Annotated in this window: 20 protein-coding genes and 1 pseudogene; 10 read left to right on the plus strand and 11 right to left on the minus strand. The window is 61.6% G+C overall.

From position 1 onward, the window contains the following. Positions 1-4: 4 nt before the first annotated feature. Complete coding sequence (locus AC0Z42_RS26655; protein ID WP_485471087.1) at positions 5-1,642, minus strand: hypothetical protein; 1,638 nt, start codon at positions 1,640-1,642, stop codon at positions 5-7. Between the two features lie 312 nt (positions 1,643-1,954). On the opposite strand from AC0Z42_RS26655, the pseudogene AC0Z42_RS26660 reads away from it, so the two are divergent. Both AC0Z42_RS26660 and AC0Z42_RS26665 read left to right on the plus strand, forming a co-directional pair. After that, positions 1,955-2,221, plus strand: a pseudogene (locus tag AC0Z42_RS26660) (PAS domain-containing protein); the annotation flags it as partial. Between the two features lie 52 nt (positions 2,222-2,273). After that, positions 2,274-3,551, plus strand: coding sequence for a PAS domain-containing sensor histidine kinase (locus tag AC0Z42_RS26665; RefSeq protein ID WP_485471088.1), 1,278 nt, complete (start codon positions 2,274-2,276; stop codon positions 3,549-3,551). A gap of 52 nt (positions 3,552-3,603) precedes the next feature. On the opposite strand, the gene rpoD is transcribed toward AC0Z42_RS26665, so the two are convergent. After that, entirely contained in the window at positions 3,604-6,150 is a 2,547-nt protein-coding gene (gene rpoD / locus AC0Z42_RS26670; protein ID WP_485471089.1) for an RNA polymerase sigma factor RpoD, read from the minus strand. 576 nt (positions 6,151-6,726) lie between these two features. Between rpoD and AC0Z42_RS26675 the strand changes: the two genes are divergently transcribed. Together AC0Z42_RS26675 and AC0Z42_RS26680 are read left to right on the plus strand one after the other, a co-directional pair. Continuing rightward, positions 6,727-7,245 (plus strand): ProQ/FINO family protein, encoded by a 519-nt coding sequence (locus AC0Z42_RS26675; protein ID WP_485471090.1) that lies wholly within the window; start codon positions 6,727-6,729, stop codon positions 7,243-7,245. 9 nt (positions 7,246-7,254) lie between these two features. Then, positions 7,255-7,911, plus strand: coding sequence for a 3'-5' exonuclease (locus tag AC0Z42_RS26680; RefSeq protein WP_485471091.1), 657 nt, complete (start codon positions 7,255-7,257; stop codon positions 7,909-7,911). Between the two features lie 14 nt (positions 7,912-7,925). Here the strand turns inward: AC0Z42_RS26680 and AC0Z42_RS26685 are convergent, their stop codons facing one another. Continuing rightward, a complete protein-coding gene (locus AC0Z42_RS26685; protein WP_485471092.1) occupies positions 7,926-8,273 on the minus strand; it encodes a DUF4870 domain-containing protein in 348 nt (115 codons plus the stop codon). A 231-nt stretch (positions 8,274-8,504) separates the two neighbouring features. On the opposite strand from AC0Z42_RS26685, the gene AC0Z42_RS26690 reads away from it, so the two are divergent. Then, positions 8,505-9,215: a c-type cytochrome gene (locus AC0Z42_RS26690; protein WP_485471093.1), complete on the plus strand. Its 711-nt coding sequence runs from the start codon at positions 8,505-8,507 to the stop codon at positions 9,213-9,215. Further along, positions 9,212-10,486, plus strand: coding sequence for a c-type cytochrome (locus tag AC0Z42_RS26695; RefSeq protein WP_485471094.1), 1,275 nt, complete (start codon positions 9,212-9,214; stop codon positions 10,484-10,486). The genes AC0Z42_RS26690 and AC0Z42_RS26695 overlap by 4 nt, the downstream gene beginning before the upstream one ends. On the opposite strand, the gene AC0Z42_RS26700 is transcribed toward AC0Z42_RS26695, so the two are convergent. Next, positions 10,487-11,122 (minus strand): class I SAM-dependent rRNA methyltransferase, encoded by a 636-nt coding sequence (locus AC0Z42_RS26700; protein ID WP_485471095.1) that lies wholly within the window; start codon positions 11,120-11,122, stop codon positions 10,487-10,489. Positions 11,123-11,288: 166 nt separating this feature from the next. On the opposite strand from AC0Z42_RS26700, the gene AC0Z42_RS26705 reads away from it, so the two are divergent. Continuing rightward, positions 11,289-12,074 (plus strand): head GIN domain-containing protein, encoded by a 786-nt coding sequence (locus AC0Z42_RS26705; RefSeq protein WP_485471096.1) that lies wholly within the window; start codon positions 11,289-11,291, stop codon positions 12,072-12,074. A gap of 155 nt (positions 12,075-12,229) precedes the next feature. Here the strand turns inward: AC0Z42_RS26705 and AC0Z42_RS26710 are convergent, their stop codons facing one another. After that, positions 12,230-12,772 carry a YaeQ family protein gene (locus AC0Z42_RS26710; protein WP_485471097.1) on the minus strand — a complete coding sequence of 181 codons (543 nt, stop codon included), beginning with the start codon at positions 12,770-12,772 and terminating at the stop codon, positions 12,230-12,232. Positions 12,773-12,798: 26 nt separating this feature from the next. Continuing rightward, complete coding sequence (purU, locus tag AC0Z42_RS26715) at positions 12,799-13,668, minus strand: formyltetrahydrofolate deformylase (RefSeq protein ID WP_485471098.1); 870 nt, start codon at positions 13,666-13,668, stop codon at positions 12,799-12,801. Between the two features lie 155 nt (positions 13,669-13,823). Here purU and AC0Z42_RS26720 point away from each other — a divergent pair, with 155 nt between their 5' ends. The 3 genes from AC0Z42_RS26720 (at position 13,824) to AC0Z42_RS26730 (ending at position 15,034) form a co-directional block, all read left to right on the plus strand. After that, a complete protein-coding gene (locus AC0Z42_RS26720) occupies positions 13,824-14,054 on the plus strand; it encodes a hypothetical protein (protein WP_485471099.1) in 231 nt (76 codons plus the stop codon). Beyond that, a complete protein-coding gene (locus AC0Z42_RS26725; protein WP_485471100.1) occupies positions 14,035-14,433 on the plus strand; it encodes a KGG domain-containing protein in 399 nt (132 codons plus the stop codon). Before AC0Z42_RS26720 ends, AC0Z42_RS26725 begins: the two co-directional genes overlap by 20 nt. Before the next feature lie 91 nt (positions 14,434-14,524). Further along, positions 14,525-15,034, plus strand: a complete 510-nt coding sequence (locus AC0Z42_RS26730) for a YgjP-like metallopeptidase domain-containing protein (protein WP_485471101.1) — start codon at positions 14,525-14,527, stop codon at positions 15,032-15,034. A 116-nt stretch (positions 15,035-15,150) separates the two neighbouring features. Here AC0Z42_RS26730 and AC0Z42_RS26735 read toward each other — a convergent pair whose 3' ends face one another. The 5 genes from AC0Z42_RS26735 to AC0Z42_RS26755 form a co-directional block, all read right to left on the minus strand. Next, positions 15,151-15,780, minus strand: a complete 630-nt coding sequence (locus AC0Z42_RS26735) for a PEP-CTERM sorting domain-containing protein (RefSeq protein WP_485471102.1) — start codon at positions 15,778-15,780, stop codon at positions 15,151-15,153. Positions 15,781-16,076: 296 nt separating this feature from the next. Next, positions 16,077-16,622 carry an LOG family protein gene (locus AC0Z42_RS26740; protein WP_485471163.1) on the minus strand — a complete coding sequence of 182 codons (546 nt, stop codon included), beginning with the start codon at positions 16,620-16,622 and terminating at the stop codon, positions 16,077-16,079. Between the two features lie 10 nt (positions 16,623-16,632). After that, the gene (locus AC0Z42_RS26745) at positions 16,633-17,406 is read right to left on the minus strand and encodes a hypothetical protein (protein ID WP_485471103.1); all 774 of its coding nucleotides are present in this window, start codon (positions 17,404-17,406) and stop codon (positions 16,633-16,635) included. Between the two features lie 14 nt (positions 17,407-17,420). Beyond that, positions 17,421-18,116, minus strand: coding sequence for a TetR/AcrR family transcriptional regulator (locus AC0Z42_RS26750; protein ID WP_485471104.1), 696 nt, complete (start codon positions 18,114-18,116; stop codon positions 17,421-17,423). A gap of 85 nt (positions 18,117-18,201) precedes the next feature. Next, positions 18,202-18,594 (minus strand): phasin family protein, encoded by a 393-nt coding sequence (locus AC0Z42_RS26755; RefSeq protein ID WP_485471105.1) that lies wholly within the window; start codon positions 18,592-18,594, stop codon positions 18,202-18,204. Positions 18,595-18,696: the final 102 nt, after the last annotated feature.

An 18,696-nucleotide genomic window follows, 5' to 3' on the forward strand; every position in this document is an offset into this window, starting at 1 on the left:
CGCTTCAGCGCCGGCGCTTTCTCCACAGCCGGCGCGCCAGCCAGCCCGCGCCCAGCAGCAGCGCAAGCAAGGTGCCACCGGCCAGCGCCACCGGCCACGGCATCAGGCTGCGCTGTACCGGGTCGCTGGCCAGGCCATCGCGCAAGCTGGCCGGAAATGGCCGCGGTTCGACCGGCACGATCTTCCAGTCGGCATGGTCTGCCGGCGTGCGCGCCATGTATTCGCTGTACGAAAACACGGGCGCCGAGCCAAACGCGCGGCTTGAGGGAAACTGCGGAATCCGCACCAGTATCAACGCTTCCACGTCGCTGCGCAGCTGCTGCTCGAACGGCGTCAGGGTACGCTGCGGCGTGCCGCTGACCAGCTGCAGCAGGTCCTGCCCGGCTGCATCGAACGCTACCGCCGGATAAAGCCGCGTCTGCTCCTCGCTCAGGTAATCGTAGGCCTTGCGGCCTTCCTTCAAGCTCAGTTTGCTGATCGCTTTATACGGATAGCCAGCCAGTGCCATCAGCGCATTGGTCGGGCCGCGCGCCGGGATCTTCCAGCCCACTGCATCGAACACATCCATGCTCAGGCCCGCGCAGTTATTGAATGCGCCGTCGTAGGCAATATCGTGGCGGTAATACTGGTTGTACAGGCGTTGCACGCCGCCCTGGTAGGCGACGGCCGTGCGCGCATTGTTCAGCACGGCGACCAGCATATAGGACGGCCGGTAATACGCTTGCCCGCTGTTCAGGTCGGCCAGATAGTTATCCATCGGCACGGGAGCGGCCAGGATGCCCTTTTCGCCGAAGGCGTCAAGCCCATAAAAATTGTTCACGATCCAGTCGGCAAACTCGCCGCGCGGCCCCATGGTGCCGGTGGCAATCGCAAAATGGCCGCCATAGGCTTCGTCGTCATCGCCTTGAGCGCCATTGAGCATCACGGCCAGCACCGGCTTGCCCTGCCACTGGCTGGCCGCACCCGGCTGGCGTTGCCACACCAGCTGGTTCGAATAGGCGCTTTTCGCGCCGCCATCGTGCGCCCGCACATAATCGACCAGGCCATCCTTGCCCTGCAGCGGCTCGACCTTCGTAGCGCCGATCACGAAATCGTTCGGCCAGATGGTGCGTGCGGTGTAAGTGGGCTGCTGGCCGCCGGCTTGCGCCAGGGTGCCGCGCACGCGCACGGATTTGCCGTCGAAAAAAGTACGCGAACTGGCGTCGAAATACGACCGGTTGGTGGGAATTTTCGGTGTCAGCCGCGATGGCAGCGCCTCGCCGCCAGGAAGGCGCAGGCTGGTGCCGTCGGACGAAAAAGTCGCTTGCGGCAGCAGTTGCGGCGCACCGAGCCAAACCACGCCGGGGTGGGCCAGCTGCCGCGCTTCGGCACTGGCGGCCCAGGCGCGCACATCGTCCTTGCCGCGCAATACAGTCGAATGGCCGGATATGCTCATGCCCGGGCGGGGCACGGCGATCACCTGGTCATGGAAATAGAAAAGCGCTTGCGCAATGGTCGGACAATCGGCGCACTGGCCGTCGGCGAGGCGAAAATGCTGGCCATCGAGCAGGCCCAGCGGTCGGTCCAGCGCATTTTGCACGCTGGCAGGCGCTGTAGCCTGAGCATGGCCAAGAGCGGCCAGGCCGGTAAATAGTGTCAGCATCGTGATTGCGCGAAGATGCGCCTTCCATATCGTCATAGCCAGATCGCTCCAGAGGATAGCAGGATTTATAAATCGCTATCGATTGTAAGCGAACACTGGCCTCGCACTCTTGCGCCATGGCAATCAACGGCGCGGGCCATGCACTGTAGAAATTATTTTTAAAGCAATGCAAGTAAAGCATTACAATGCACGGGAACAATCCCAGTTTGCCCGCTCGCAATGTTGAGCGGGCCTGGAGACCGACACCTGAAGGCGCCGATGGCATATCCGTCGTTTTACTTGTCGCATGCAGCGAGCATCGTCCTGTTCGCCATGGCCGGCGTGTTGCTGGCGGCAGGGCTGTATATCGTGCTGCTGCGCCGGCAACTGCGCGCGACCATCGCGCGCTACCTCGATTTCGGCGAGTCGATACAGGACGGCGTCTGGCGTACCGACGCCAGCGGCCACATCGTGGCGGCCAACCGGCGCATGGGCGAAATGCTGGGCCTGCCCGTGGCGCAGCTGGTGGGGCGCCAGGTCGGCGATTTTTTTGACGCGCCCACCTTGCTACGGCTGTGCCCGATGCAGCGCACCGACCTGCCCGGTCCGCCGCGCCTGCTGGAATACCAGCGCGCCGGCGGCAGCACGATCCATGGTCGGCGGCAAGCGCCTGCTCGACGCGCAAGGCCAGCTGTGCGGCTCGCTCACCGTCGCCACCGATGTCACCGAATACCATCTGGTGCAACTGGCCCTGGCGGCGGCGCATGCGGGCCTCGAGCAACGCATCGCGCTGCGCACGGCACAATTGCAGGATGCCAATACACGATTGTCCAGCGAAGTGGCCGTGCGTCGCCAGGCCCAGCATGCCCTGGCGCAAAGCGAAACACAGTTGCAGGAAATCATATCCATGCTGCCGCTGGCACTGTTCCTGAAAACAGCCGATTCGCAGATCGTGCTGATGAATGAAGCGTGCGAACAGCAATGGGGCATTGCCCGGCAGGAACTGAGGGAATGCACCGAAGAAGGCGTCAGCACACCCGAACAATTGCATGCTTTTCGCGAGGAAGACCGCCAGGCGTTTGCGCAGCGCCGCGTGATCGTGCGCGAAAACGTGCTGTGGAACGATCGTCTGCAGCAATACCGGCGCGTGCTGACACACAAGAAGCCGGTGTTTGACGAGCATGGCCAGCCGCAGATGATCATCGGCATGGGCATCGACATCACCGAGCGCCAGCGCGATGAAGAGGCGCTGCGCCAGTCGCTGCTGCAACTGCGTGAACTGTCGGATCACCAGGAAAGCAACAAGGACACCGAACGGCGGCGCATCGCACTCGATATCCACGACGACCTTGGGCAAAGCCTGATGGCGCTGAAGATCGACGTGAGCCTGCTGCATGCGCGCACCGGTGAAAAACACGCGCGAATGCGGCGCCACACGCAGCGCGCGCTGGCCACCATCGACGCCAGCATCGCGGCCGTGCGCGCCATCATCAATGATTTATATCCGAGCACCCTGGAACTGGGCCTGGTACCGGCCGTGGAATGGCTGGTACGACAGATGAACGCGCTGGGCGGCGACCGCTACTACCTGCGGCTGGCCGATCCCGATGCCGGCGAAGGGCTGGACCGGCGCCAGACGACCGCCCTCTTCCGCGTGATCCAGGAGTCGCTGTCGAACAGCCTGCGCCACGCCTGCGCCAGCACGGTGGAAGTGACGCTGGGTCAATGCGCCAGTCAGGTGCTGGTGCGCATCAGCGATGACGGCATCGGCATGCAGCCGGGCGACGACGGCAAGCGCGCCGCCTTCGGCCTGAAAGGCATCCGCGAAAGAATGCAGGCGCTGGGCGGCACGCTGCATATCGACAGCCTGCCGGGCCAGGGCACGACGCTGGAAATCCGTTTGCCGCTGAACCCGGCCAGCCAGCCCTGACATGAATACGGACGAAAAAAAAGAGGCTTGCGCCTCTTTTTTATTGCCTGACTCAGTTTTGTGTCAGGAAGGTTTTCAGCTTGTCCGAACGCGACGGCTGGCGCAGCTTGCTCATCGCCTTCGCTTCGATCTGGCGGATACGTTCGCGCGTGACGTCGAACTGCTTGCCCACTTCTTCCAGCGTGTGGTCGTTCGACATTTCCACGCCATAACGCATACGCAGCACTTTTGCTTCGCGCGGCGTCAACGAGTCCAGCACTTCCTTGATCACGTTGCGCATCGAGGCGTGCAGCGCGGCGTCCAGCGGGGCCAGGGTCGTGTTGTCTTCGATAAAGTCGCCCAGCTGCGAATCGCCATCTTCGCCCATCGGCGTTTCCATGGAAATTGGCTCCTTGGCGATCTTCATGATTTCGCGCACCTTGTTTTCCGGCATTTCCATCTTGACGGCCAGGGTCGCCAGGTCTGGCTCGCTACCGGTTTCCTGCATGATCTGGCGCGAGATGCGGTTCATCTTGTTGATCGTTTCAATCATGTGCACCGGCACGCGGATGGTGCGGGCCATGTCGGCGATCGAACGCGTGATGGCCTGGCGGATCCACCAGGTGGCATACGTCGAAAACTTGTAGCCGCGGCGGTATTCGAACTTGTCGACCGCTTTCAGCAGACCGATATTGCCCTCCTGGATCAAATCCAGGAACTGCAGGCCGCGGTTGATGTATTTCTTGGCGATCGAAATGACCAGGCGCAAGTTGGCGACCGTCATTTCACGTTTTGCGTGGCGCGCGCGTTTTTCGCCGGCGGCCATCTGCTTGTTGATCTTGCGCAGGTCGGCCAGCGGCAGGGCGACGCGCGCCTGCAGGTCAATCATTTTCTTCTGCAGCTCTTTTACGGCCGGCACGTTACGGCTCAGGATGGCGCTGTATGGATACTTGCAGTCGACTTCGCGGTCGACCCATTCCAGGTCCGTCTCGTTGCCCGGGAACACCTTGATGAAGTGGGCGCGCGGCATGCCGCATTTGTTCACGCACAGTTCCAGCACGGCGCGTTCGATATGGCGCACTTCTTCCATCTGGCCGCGCAGGGTGTCGCACAGCTTTTCCACCACCTTGGCGGTGAAGCGGATGCCCAGCAGTTCCTGCGAGATCGCTTCCTGCGCCTTGACGTAGACTTTCGAGTTGTAGCCCTCGGGCGCCTTGCGCATCTTTTCGTACTGGGTCGAGATGACGTTGAACTTTTCCAGCGCATTCTTTTTCAGCTGCGCCAGCTGTTCGCTCGAGAAACCGGCCGCGCCGCCATTGGCGTCGCCGTCTTCTTCTTCCGCTTCTTCTTCCTCTTCCTCTTCGTCGCCGGTGGCGGCGGCAGGCACCACCACGGCGGCCGGCGCCGGGGCATTGCTTTCGTTCAGGTCGACAAAGCCGTCGACCACTTCGTCGACCTTGATTTCATCGCGCGCAATTTTCTGCGACAGGGCGACGATTTCGCCGATCGTGGTCGGGCAGGCGGAAATCGCCTGGATCATGTCTTTCAGGCCGCCTTCGATGCGCTTGGCGATCTCGATCTCGCCTTCGCGCGTCAGCAGGGCCACGGCGCCCATTTCACGCATGTACATGCGCACCGGATCGGTGGTACGGCCAAAGTCGGAATCGACCGTCGACAGCGCGGTGGCGGCGGCAGCTTCGACTTCGTCGTCGCTGGTGACGGTGGCGACGTTGTCAGTCAACAACAGGCTTTCCGCGTCAGGGGCGCGCTCGTAGACGGCGATGCCCATGTCGTTGAAGGTGGCGATAATGCCTTCGATCGCTTCCGGATCGATGATGTTTTCCGGCAGTTGGTCATTGATCTCGGCATAGGTCAGGAAACCGCGTTCCTTGCCCATGTTAATCAGGCCCGTGATCTGCTTGCGGCGGCGTTCCAGGTCGGCAGCGGACGCTTCCGGATCGCCCAGCGCGTCGGCCACGCCACCCTTGGCCTTGCGGTCGCGCGCTTTCGAGACGGCCTTCAGTTCGGCCCGCTCGACGGCGTTCAGTGCCGCCACTTCGTCGTTTTCCGGCGTGAATTCGCTCGGTTTGCGGCCACGGCGGCCCGGCACCTTGACCGTTGGCAGGAAATAGTTCGAGGTATCGATGGCAGCCAGAGCGTCGGCGTCGGTGGTCTTGCTGACCGCCTGCGCGCCGCTGATGATGGTAACGGGCGCCGCTTCGACCTTGGCGCGCACGACTTTCGAGCGGGCAGCCGTGACCACCTTGTTGGTGGCGGCGCTTTCGCTGACCTTGCGTGGCGCGACGGCCACTTTCACGGCCGGCACCTTGGCTGGCGCAACTCCGGCAGCTTCGTCCGTAGCGGGCGTAGCGGCCACTTCGGCTGGCAGCTCGGCGGACACTGGCGTTTCCGCAGCAAAGTCAAGCGGCGGCACGGCGGCCAGGCGCGAACGGCTCTTCTTGACTACCGTCACCACGGTCGGCGTCACCACGGTGGCTTCCGGATTCGCTTGCGCATTATCGATGAAGTAAGATAGAGTCGTTTTTGGAACGGCTAATTGCGCGGAGGCCGGGCGAGGCGCCTTGGCGGACAACGTTAAAGTTTTTGGCGTATTCTTCATGAGATATCTCTTGATGCGAGACCAGATGGTGTCGGCGCGAAGTGAATGATTCCACCTAAGCCTGCGAAACCGGACTCGATGGAGCGTATTGTTGCGGCTGCCGTCTAGCGGCAGCGGCGCCTGCATATCGGAACGTTCAAAGCCCGCGCATCCTGCGGGAGCGGCGGGCCGGACGACGAGGCCGAAGCCAGATCAGATAAACAAGCGATGTACATTACGGAATGAAAAAAAGCCCGTACCAGAACGGGCTTGTTGTTGTTCAGTGAATACACAGCGGAGAGCAAGATGATGCATGAATACCCTTGATCTGAATGTAACGAGCACACTATCTGCTATCAACAATCCGAATATCAAGGCCGCCACGCACTGCTCTTATCCCCTGTACATCTGATTCGCCCCGCAAAAAACACGGTGCAGTCATCAGCGCAAGCCGACATTATACACATTTCACGGTTTTTGCGCCTGCCTTGATTACGGCGATGCAGCTCAAATGCGTGCCAAGTTGCCAAAAAAGACAATGCACTCGCCTGTGGCGCGTGCTATGCTCCCCTTTTATAGCCTAACCCCACGATGTCGATGACCAGCTCCACGCCAGACCAGCAAGCCACCACTCCTGACACGCAAGCGGACGCCGCAGCAGCATCTGCGCCTGTAGCCGAGGCCGTAACAGCAGCCCCTGCAGCCGCACCGGCAGCGGGCCTCACGGCGCGTGCGCTGCTCAAGCAGTTCCAGGAACAATTCCCACCGTTCCGCGATTGCCTGCCCTTGTCGATCGGTATCGACAAGCAGATCCTGGCGCGCCTGCCGGACCTGGACCGCAAGCTGATGCGCACCGCGCTGGGCATCCACACCGGTTCGCTGCGCTATCTGCGCGTGATGGAAAAAGCCAAGGTGCGCTACGACCTCGACGGCAAAGCCGGCGCGGAAGTCACGGCCACCCACCGCGAACACGCCACGCAAGTATTGCAGCAGCGCTTCAAGAAAGAAGCCGACCGCAAGAAGGCCGAGCGCGAAGCGGCAGCAGCCGAAGAAGCCAACCGCCTGCGCCTTGAAAAGCTCAATTTGCTGACCGCGAAGTTCTCGCGCAAAGGCTGATCCGGCCACATGGATATCGCTGCTGCGCCACTCCAGCCGCCTGCATTCGCCTTGCCGCCCTACCAGGGCATTCGCCTCGAAGACGTGCGGCTGGTGCGCACCGCTGACGAAGCGAAGGCGGCCATGGTTGCCTTGCTGGCGGTCGACGCGATCGGCTTCGACACCGAATCGAAGCCGACCTTCGTCAAGGGCGAGTCATCGACCGGCCCGCACCTGATCCAGCTGGCCACCGATGACACCGCTTATCTGTTCCAGGTCGGGTCGTCCAGCACGCCGGCCCTGGCCGAGCTGAAAGCCATCCTCGAGTCGAGCGTCACGCTGAAGGTGGGTTTCGGCCTGTCCGACGACGTCAAACGCCTGCGCAACAAGCTGGGCATCGCGCCGGCCGGTGTGCTTGACCTGTCGGTGGCCCTGCGCGGCGGCCAGCGCAACGACCTGGGCGCCAAGACGGCAGTGGCCAAGTTTTTTGGCCTGCATCTGCAGAAGTCGAAAAAAATCTCCACCACCAACTGGGCGTCGGCGCGCTTGTCCGACAAGCAGATCCTGTACGCGGCCGACGACGCACAGGTGGCCCTGCGCGTGTACCGCTGCTGGATCGCCGGTGGCGGCAAGGTTGCGCCGCAAAAAGCGCCGCGCATCGCGCCGCCGGCAGACCTGCCCGCCTAGGCGGGCAGGTGCGTTCAGTTGATCAGACGGATGGTCAGCGGATATCGGTAGACTGCGCCTTCACTGGCCTTGACGGCGGCAACAATCGACAGCACCAGGTTACCGAGCGCGACCAGCCAGAACATGAACAGGCCGATCAGCACGAAGGACAGGATAAAACACACGAAATACCACAGCAGCAAGGTGATCTGGAAGTTCAGCGCCTCGCGTGCATTGTCGGTAGAAAATTTATCCCCATTGCCCTTCTTGATCAGGAAAATGATCAGCGGACCTACCCAGCTCGTAAACAAGCCGGCGATATGGGACAGGATGCCCAGCGTTGTATCCTGTTTCTGAGTCACGTCACCTTGCGAGCTATCCATTGCCATTCCCATTCATAGTTGTAGATCCATCAATATAGCAGCAATATTGCTTATTGGAATGGTGCACGGGCGCTTTTGACATCTGTTTTTGCCATTATTTTTGCGCTACGCTTTTTGACTGCCACCGCCGCGCATCGCTCCCGCCATGGCATACAGGCACAATTGATACTATCGCAATTTCCTGCCCCGGTATATGCTAGGCAATTCATCGAGCATATAAGGGTGGAGAGCATGCGGCGATCTCTTTCAAGGCTGTTAATGGCGCTGGCGGGCACGGCTGGCGGCATGGCGCAGGCCGCCACCGTACCGGACACGCTCGCCCAGCGCATCAAGGCCTGCACCGCCTGCCATGCGCAGGAGGAACGGCACGACGCCTTCTTTCCCCGCATCGCCGGCAAACCTGCCGGCTACCTGTACAACCAGTTGGTCAATTTTCGCGACGGCCGGCGCCGCTACCCGATGATGACGTATATGGTCGAGCACCTGCCGGACGCCTACCTCAAGGAAATCGCCGACTATTTTTCGCAGCAACACCCTGTGCCGCCACCGGCCCAGGCCAGCACGGCGGGCAGCAGCGCCCTGGCGCGTGGCAAGCAACTGGTGCTAGCGGGCGACAGCGTGAAAAAAATCCCGGCCTGCATCAGCTGCCACGGCCAGCAACTGGCTGGCGTGGCGCCGGCCATTCCAGGTTTGCTGGGCTTGCCGCGCGACTATATCAACGCCCAGTTCGGCGCCTGGAAAAACGGCGTGCGCCGCGCCCATGCGCCCGACTGCATGGCGCTGGTCGCCGAACGCCTTTCCGACGCCGACGTCGGCGCGGTGTCCGCCTGGCTGGGCACGCAGGCAGCCGACCCGAGTGCACGCCCGGCGGACGCCATCGCCCTGCCCTTGCCGCTGCACTGCGGCAGCGTGCCGGGCTCCACGGCCAAGGTAGCGCCATGAAGAAATCGCTGATGGCACTGGCTGCCCTGTTGATTCTGGGCGTGGGCGCAAAAATGCTGCTGTGGCCAGCCGACGATATCGGGCCACCGGCAACACCAAACAGCCTGAGCCGGGAGCAACTGGTGGCGCGCGGCGCGTATCTTGCCAGGGCCGGCGACTGCATGGCTTGCCACACCACCCGCGGCGGCGTGCCGTATGCGGGCGGGCGCGCGCTGGCGACGCCGTTCGGCAATCTGATCTCGCCCAATATCACGCCGGACCAGGCAACCGGCATCGGCGCCTGGAGCGCCGATGATTTCTGGCGCGCCCTGCACAATGGCAAATCGAAAGATGGCCGCCTGCTGTATCCGGCCTTTCCCTACACCAATTACACCAGGGTCAGGCGCGAAGACAGCGATGCCCTGCATGCCTACTTGCAAAGCCTGCCGCCGCAGCGGCAGGCCAATCTTCCGCACGCGCTGCGCTTTCCCTACAACCAGCAGATCGCGCTGGCCGCCTGGCGCGCGCTGTATTTCAAGCCTTCCGTCTACCAGGACGACCGCGCGCAAAGCGTGGAATGGAACCGTGGCGCCTACCTGGTGCAGGGCCTGGGCCACTGCAGCGCCTGCCATAGCAGCCGCACTACCCTGGGTGGCAGCGAAGAAGGATTGTCGGGCGGCCTGATCCCCATGCTGGGCTGGTATGCGCCGTCCTTGACGTCGAATGCGGAAGCGGGCCTGGGCGACTGGGAGACAGAGCATATTGTGCAATTGCTGCATACCGGCGTATCGCCGCGCGCCACCGTCTTCGGCCCGATGGCCGAGGTGGTGCGGCAAAGCCTGCAATACCTGGAGGTGGCGGATGTACAGGCGATGGCGCTCTACCTGAAAAGCCTGCCCGATACAAAACCAGCGGCAACACCGGCGCCGCGCGACACGTCGGAAGCGTCCACGGCGCAGCTGGCGCAAGGTGCGAAACTGTATGAAACCCATTGCGCCAGCTGCCACCAGGCAAACGGCAAGGGCGTGCCGCCCGGCTATCCGCCGCTGGCAGGCAACCGGGCCTTGTTGACAGATTCGCCCGTGAACGCCATCCGCATCGTGCTCAATGGCGGCTTTGCACCGGGCACGGCCGGAAATCCACGCCCCTGGGGCATGCCGCCGTATGGCCCGGTATTGAACGATGCAGAGGTGGCGGCCGTGGTCAGCCACTTGCGCGCCAGCTGGGGCAATAATGCGCCGCCGGTGTCGGCGCTGGAAGTCAATCGTTACCGCAGCGTGCCGCTGGAATGATCAGCGAAACTTGCTTTTATGCCCGGTCTTCAGATCGAGCGCGTAGCGCACGCCGTTATCGGTCAGCATGACTTCATCGGGCGGCTCTTCGCCGGCAAGCGCGCCGTCGATCAAGGGCAGGCCTTCGCCCTTGCGCAGCAGCTCGTCGCAGCGTTCGTACACATTCGGGCAGCCGGTCGAGGCCATCAGTGATTGCACGATGGCCACTTTCCACGCATCGACGCCGCCGGCGTTAAATTCGCAGATCAGATAACCCTGGGCGCCGCCAAACAGCTGCACTATCAGTCCCGGCAAGCCTTCGTCTTCGCCCTTGATCAGGGTCAGCAGCTGGTGTTCGCCCGCCTTTTTGATGGCAGGCAAACGTTTTTCGATGGCGGCCTTGACGCGGCGCTTGATCAGCGCATGGTCGACCGGTTCGTCTTCCTTGAAGCTCCAGATGCGCGCGCGGATCTGCGACTTGGAGTTATAGGCTGCGCGGGCAATGAATTGCCTGGACGAGCTTTGCACGATGGCGGTCGAGCCCGGCTTCATTTTTTCCTGCGGCTTGCCTTCGACCTTGTCGATCGCCGAGGCGTAGATCCACGATTGGCCCAGCAAGCTTTTTTCCTTGCCTTGTTTGATGGTAATAATCAACATGTCATTCCAGTGCTCTTTCCATATGCAATACCGGCATGATACCTCATGCCCTCCTGTCGCCACAGCCTGCATTCTGTGCCCGCCACGGCGCAGTCTGTCGCAAGGCGCTGCGGACGGCGCCCGGCCCGGCTTACCATGCAGACCTGACATTTAACAGGGAGCAAGCATGATATCGAGCATTTTCCAGGCGCGCCGCGCCACTACCGCCGTGCTGCTGGCTGCCAGCGTGTTGACCCTGGCCACGCCTGCCGCGCCCAGCCTGGCCTCGCCGATGGACTGGATCGCCGGCAGTAGCGTCAAAGGCAGCGGCAAGCTGCAAAAGCAGGTGCGCGAGGTGGGCAATTTCAACGGCGTGGCGCTGAATGTACCGGGCACGGTGGAACTGCGCATCGGCAATACCGAAGGCGTCACCATCGAAACGGATGACAATATCCTGCCGCTGATCGAAACCGCAGTGGAAAACGGCACCCTGCGCATCCGTCCCGCCAGGCGCAACAGCAATTTGCGCCAGACCGCCTTGACCATCGTGGTGCATGCACGCCAGGTCGAGCGGGTCAGCGTGGGCGGCTCGGGCACCATCAACGCCAGCGGCCTGCGCGGTGACAAGCTGCGGTTCGACGTGGGCGGCTCCGGTTCGATCAATGCGGGCCAGCTCGACGCGCGCGCCGTCGCGATCGCCATCGGCGGCAGCGGCAATTTCAACGCCAGTGGCAAGACGGAGCAATTGACGGCTTCGATCGGCGGCTCGGGCAATATCGGCGCCGGCCGCCTGGCCGCCAATGACGTGCAGGTCAGCATTGGCGGCTCGGGCGAAGCGCAGGTGTGGGCCAAAGACAATCTGATCATCAGCATCGGCGGCTCGGGCGAGGTCAGCTACTACGGCGACCCGCAGGTCAGCCGCAGCATGCAGCGCTCGAGCAGCGTCAAGCGCCTGGGGGCAAGCCCGCAGTAAAAGCAAAAGCCCGCATCGCTGCGTAATGCCGTTCAGTTCACTCCGGCCCGCCATGTTTACGTTTGTACGCCTCACGCATTGACATGCGTCGGACAGCTTAACCGAACGGCATTACCACATCCCTGAGGGCTTTCACATTCGGCGAACCGGCAGGATCAGCGCGCCGGCTTGACCGGTTCACGGTCGATCAGCACCGTATTGACGCTGTCGGTCAGCCAGATCTGGCCATCCTGGATCGTGCATTGCAGCTGCATGTTGCGCTGCGCCAGCTTGCTCATGTCCTGCGCCGCATCCGACGGCAGATTAATGACGGTCAGGTTTTTCGCCCGTTCGAGCTTGTTGGCGATCTGCTTCCACCAGATATGGCTGGTCGCGCCATAGCTGTAGACAATCACCTGTTCGGACCGCCCGCAAGCCTTCAGGATGCGTTTTTCATCGGGCTGGCCCACTTCGATCCACAGCTGGATTGCGCCCGTCAGGTCTTTCTGCCACAGGTCAGGCTCTTCGGTATCGAACAGGCCCTTGGTAAACGTCAGCGCCTCGTCGGCGTGGATGGCGAACGCCAGCAGGCGCACCATCATGCGCTCGTCGGTTTCCGACGGATGGCGGGCCAGGGTCAGCGCGTGATCCTGGTAGTAATTGCGGTCCATGTCGGCGATCTGCAGATCGGCTTTGAATATCGTTGCTTTGAGTGCCATTGTGTCGGGGTCAGGGAAGTTGGAGATCAGCGGAAGACGACGGTCTTGTTGCCATTTTTCAAGATGCGGTGTTCGACGAACCATTTCACGGCGCGCGCCAGCACCACGCATTCGACGTCGCGGCCGATCGCCGTCAGCGTTTCCGCGTCCATCGCATGGTCGACCCGTTCGACGTCCTGTTCGATGATCGGGCCTTCGTCGAGGTCGCCGGTGACGAAATGGGCCGTCGCGCCGATCAGCTTGACGCCGCGGTGATGCGCCTGGGCATACGGTTTGGCGCCCTTGAAGCTGGGCAGGAAAGAGTGATGGATATTGATGGCGCGCCCGTCGAGCGCCTGGCACAGGCCAGGCGACAGTATCTGCATGTAGCGCGCCAGCACCACCAGGTCGATCTTGTGGGCGTCGAGCAGCTCGATGATTTTCGCTTCCTGCGCCAGCTTGGCCGACTCCGGCGCGCCGGCCGCCAGCGGCAGGTGATGGAACGGGATATTGTAGCTGGCCGCCAGCTGGTAAAACTCCATGTGGTTCGACACGATGGCGGGAATTTCCACGTTCAGCAAACCGCTTTTGTAGCGGAACAGCAGGTCGTTCAGGCAATGGCCGATCTTCGACACCATCAGCATTACGCGCGGCTTGGCATGCGCGTCGTGCAGTTGACCATTCAGTTGCATGGTTTCCGATAACGCCGCGAAATCGGCGCGCAGCGCGCTGTCGCTGATGGCCGCGTCTTCCAGCGCAAAGTGCACGCGCATGAAGAACAGCTGCGACTCCTGGTCGCCGAACTGGGCCGAATCGATGATGTTGCAGCCATGCTCGGCCAGGAAGCCCGATACGCGATGCACGATGCCGCGCTGGTCCAGGCAGGACAGGGTCAGGATGTATTCAGGATGCGTCATGGTCGCGAAAAGGCAGATAAACAAGCAGTCAATGAAACTCGCGCCTGTGCGCGAAAGGCACGGCAGACGGCGCTGGGCCGCACTGCCGCGAGGCCGGTATTGTCGCACGGCTGGGCCACTTTCTCAGCATTTTCCAAGCCGGCATGGCCCGCATCATGATCGCCCCATCCTTTGATCTACCGCAAATGCCGGGTTTTTTTGAAGCTGGCAGCCACCTGCGGCGCCAAAAACCTGATGCCGGCGCGGAACCTGGCGCCATCCGTGGCGTCTATCCTTTTACTGGTTTTAAAACGTGCATCCACCAGTACACTGAACCACCACCACGCATCCATCCCTCACACCGGCAACGACAACAAGGAGAACAGCATGGCGACCAAGCAAGGTAATGAACAGGGCAGCGAACCAGGCAACGAACAAGGCAAGAGCGCTGGCAGCAGCCAGAAAAGCGAAGGCCAGGCCAGCCAGAAAGGCAGCGGCAAGCGCGGCTTCGCCGCCATGAGCGAAGCACAGCAGCGCGAAATCGCCAGCAAGGGTGGCCAGGCTGCGCACCAGAAAGGCACGGCCCACGAATTCGACTCGGAAGAAGCACGCCGGGCCGGACAAAAAGGTGGCGAGGCGGTCAGCCGCAACCGCGAACATATGGCCGAAATCGGCCGCAAGGGGGGCGAAAGCCGCCAATCGGCCAATCGCGACAGCGATAGCCGCAGCGGCAAGACAGCGCAGAAATCGAACCGGCAAGGCAGCAAGGACGAAGGCGATAGCTGAGGCGGTGGCGGCATGGCCGGGCGGTCCATCGCTGTGACGACCAGCACAGTGTGGTACATTCTCGCCTCGACCGATCCGCCACCTCTTGCCGATGCCTGCCCTGAAATACCTGAGCGCCTATTCCGAACAAACGCTATCGAAAGTACAGCAGCTGATCGCCCAGGACAAGCTGGGCGAGGTGCTGCAAAAACGCTATCCGCGAGCGCACGATGTGCGTAACGACAAGGCGCTGTACCAGTATGTGCAAGACTTGAAGAATGAATTTCTGCGCAACGCCGAGCCCATCAACAAGGTGGCGTTCGACAGCAAGATCCATGTGATACAGCATGCGCTGGGCTTGCACACGTCCATTTCAAGGGTGCAGGGCGGCAAGCTGAAGGCCAAGCACGAAATCCGCGTCGCCACCATGTTCAAGGAAGTGCCGCTGGAATTCCTGCGCATGATCGCCGTGCATGAACTGGCGCACGTGAAAGAAAAACAGCACGACAAGGCTTTCTACAAGCTGTGTACATATATGGAACCGCAGTACCACCAGTACGAATTCGACGTACGCCTGTACCTGACGCAGCTCGACATTTCCGGCCAGCGGCTGTGGTCATGAAAAAGCCGCTGTCAGCGTAATGCCGTTCAGTCAAGCTGTCCGACGCATGTCAATGCGTATGGTGGTGTACAAACGTAAAAATGGCGGGCCGGTTTTTTTCATGGCGTTGCGGCGGCTCAGGCCGCGTTCTTGCGGCGGCGCATAAAGCCCAGCAAGCCCAGGCCGGCCAGCAGCATGGCGTAGGTGCCAGGCTCGGGTACGGCGCTGACGGAGGCGCCGATATTGTCGACCTGGTAGGTATGAAACAAGCCCTGCTGCCACGAGGCCGACACCAGCTTGCTGAAACCGGTAAAGGTGTAGTTGCTGAAGTCGTTGTTGAAATTGTTGCTGCTGCCCACCGTGAACGTCTGGCTGACGGTGCCGCCACCGGCCTTGGTGCCGACAAAGGTCACGTCGTACGCACCGGGCAGGCCGCTGATGTAATTGGCCAGGCTGATCTTGTCGAGCGAGAAGGCGGCGCCGTCCGTGCGCGTCATGGTGGTGGTCGACAGGGCAGCGGCCGTCAAACCCGCCGAACCGGCGTAGGCAATCGTGTTCTGGGCAGGAGAACTCATACCGTAAAACAGGTTGTTGTCGATTTTATAGCCCGCTTCCGTGTAGGAATCGAGCACGCTACCGCCAAAGCCGGAAAGCTCCAGCGTATTGAAAGTGATTACGGATAGCTGGGCCTGGGCTTGGGCCTGGGACGCGCCAGCGGCGAACACGGCGGCGACAGCCGTGCTGCGCAAGATGGTCAGAGTTTTCAAGATATTTACCTTTGGGGAAATGAAGCAGCGAGATCGTGGCCGATATTGAACAGATGGGCGCCATGGTTGGAGCGCCGGCAAGACATTAAAACGGCACGGCTCGCTTGATAACCGTCAGTAAAACACATTCGTGTCTAAAAATCATTTTTATTTTCAAAATAGCACGTATTTTGTCCCCATCTTACAACCCTGAACCTGCGGTTGCAGCGTCAAGCCTGCTTAATTTTCCACACGGAAATAAAAAAGCCATGCGCCTGACGGTGCATGGCTTGCTTGCCGGCACAACGACGACAGGGTCAGGGCGCGCAGTCTTTCAGGCGCTGTACCAGCGCGGCCGGATCGGCGTCGGCATTGAGGAAGGCGGCATGCTGCGGCCGCACGAAACCCTGCTCGCGGCCATTTTGCACGAAGCTGATCAAGCCATCATAAAAATGGTCGACGTTCAACAGGCCGATCGGCTTGGCATGGATGCCCAGCTGGGCCCAGGTAAGCATTTCAAACAGTTCTTCCAGGGTGCCGTAGCCGCCCGGCATGGCAATAAAGGCATCGGACAGGCTGGCCATCATGGCCTTGCGTTCATGCATGTCCTTCACCACGAACTGGCGCGTCAGGCCCGTATGGCCCACTTCGCGTTCCACCAGCGCGGTCGGGATCACGCCCGTCACCTCGCCGCCCAGGCGCAGCACTTCATCGGCAATCACGCCCATCAGGCCCACATTGCCACCGCCATACACCAGCGCGATATTTTCCGACACCAGCACGCGCGCCAGTTCGCGCGCCGCCACGGCATATTGGGGCGTGACGCCGGCATTGGCGCCACAGTACACACATAAAGCCTTGATCACGGGATCCTCATTTCTTCAGTTCATCAATAGCCGCCTCGACTTCGAGACGCTCTTTCGCATCGACCGCCACACACTCGGCGGCCTGTTCATGCAAGGCCATCACTTCGGCCAGCTTTTTATTTCCATCGAGCATGTACAAGGCACGCGCGTATTCGCTGCGCGCCGAGGCCGAGGCGGGGTTCAGGGCCAGCGCCGTCCTGAAGTGCTGGTAGCCATCGTCCTTGCTGGCGCCATAGCTGAGCGAACCTATCATGGCGCCCACCTTGTCGATGATTTCCGTGTGGTAGATGCCGAAGGCGATATGCGCATCGGCATGCAGCGGCGCCAGGGTCACGGTACGGTTCAGGCTGTTACGCACCTTGGCGCCCATGCCCTGGGCCAGCGCCTTGACGACCGAAATGCCCAGCGCATAGCGGCCCAGGCTGTAGGCGTGCCAGTAAAAGCCGGCCGGATTGTCCGGCTGCTCGGCCTGCTGGCGCTCGCAGCGTTCCGCCACTTCCTCGAACAGGGCCAGCCTGGCGCCCTCGTCCGGTTCCAAATGGGTGGCAACCATGCAAGTGGCCTTGTGCGCCACGCTGTAGCCGGGCACGCCCATGGCCAGGCCCAGTTTTGCGGCACGCTCGAAGTCGCCGGCATGGTAGGCGATCCAGGCCTGCACCAGCGCCTCCTGCACCGGAAACGGCTCGACATCGCCCGCATGCAGGCGCTGCCAGGCCGTTTCCAATGACAGGGGGGTATATACATAAGCATTGTCGGAATATGGAAATTGTTTCCAAGCCATCACGGTCTCCTTGATCAAATCGCGCCGTCGGTCAGCCGTCCACCATCTTGCAGTGTAGTCAGGTATTCTTCCGACAGCTTACGGAACAGCAGATGGGTGTCATTGCGCAGGTAGGGGCCGATCAGCGACAGCACCTGGTAGCAGCCGCGCGCCAGCGCATCGGACATCGACTGCTGTTCACTGTACTTGCGCGGATTGCGCACATATTCATACGACAGCCAGTACGTGGCAACCACCACCATATTGGTCGCCATGGCGCCGATTTCCATGTCCGAAGCGACCAGCGACTGCTCGCTGCGCAAGTCTTCGCACAGCTGCGTGGCCACCTTGATCTTGTGCGCGAGGATCAGCTTGAAATGCAGTTCCAGCTTGCGGTTGCGCGACAGCAAGTCGTTCAGGTCGCGGTAGAAGAAGCGGTAGCGCCAGATCAGCTCGAACATCAGGTGCAAGTACAGCCAGACATCCTCGATATTCGAGCGCCGGCCGCTGGGCACCGTCAGTATGCGTTCGATTTCCGCCTCGAACTGGACAAAGATCGAATTGACGATATCGTCCTTGTTGCGGAAGTGGTAATACAGGTTGCCGGGCGAGATGTTCATCTCTTCCGCAATCACGGTGGTGGTGATATTCGGTTCACCAAACTCGTTAAACAGGCGCAGCGACAATTCCAGGATGCGTTCGCGGGTACGGCGTGGTGCTTTTTGTAGCATGGCGGGCAATCTCTCTTTGTTCTGCCCCAAGCATACCACCGAAGATAGCCCCGGCGAAACACCCCGCGCCAGGCCACGACGCCCGCTAGCCCGGCTTGCCGGCCACCGCTTTTTTCTTGCCCAGCGCCTTTTTGGCGGGCTTGGCGGCGCCGCCCGACAAGCTTGCCACCTGGCGGCCCAGTTGCTCGACTTGTTCACGCAGCGCCGCCAGTTCGGCTTGCGTGGGTACGCCGATGGCGGCCAGCGCACGCGCCACGCGCTCTTCGAATACCTGTTCGAGGCGGTCGTGCGCGGCACCGCCCTCCAGCAGCGCCGCATCCTGGCCCGGCGGCAAGGGCGCGCCATCGCGGGCCAGGCTGGCCAGCATGCGCCCGCCCTCCTCTTGCGCCCGCGCAAACGCGCCCAGGCTGGCTTGCCAGATCTGCCGCGCCGACGCCGGCATGACGTCAGCGCTATCGTGCTTCAATTTTTTTGTCATTGCCCGCTCCCGTGTGATGTAAGGCCTTGCTCTCGATTCTAGAGGCCAGAAACAAACGCGGGTGACTGAATGCGCCGTTCGGTGCGCCAGCACACCGAGAAG

The organism is Janthinobacterium sp. 1L-D-8-B-C4 (assembly GCF_057291295.1).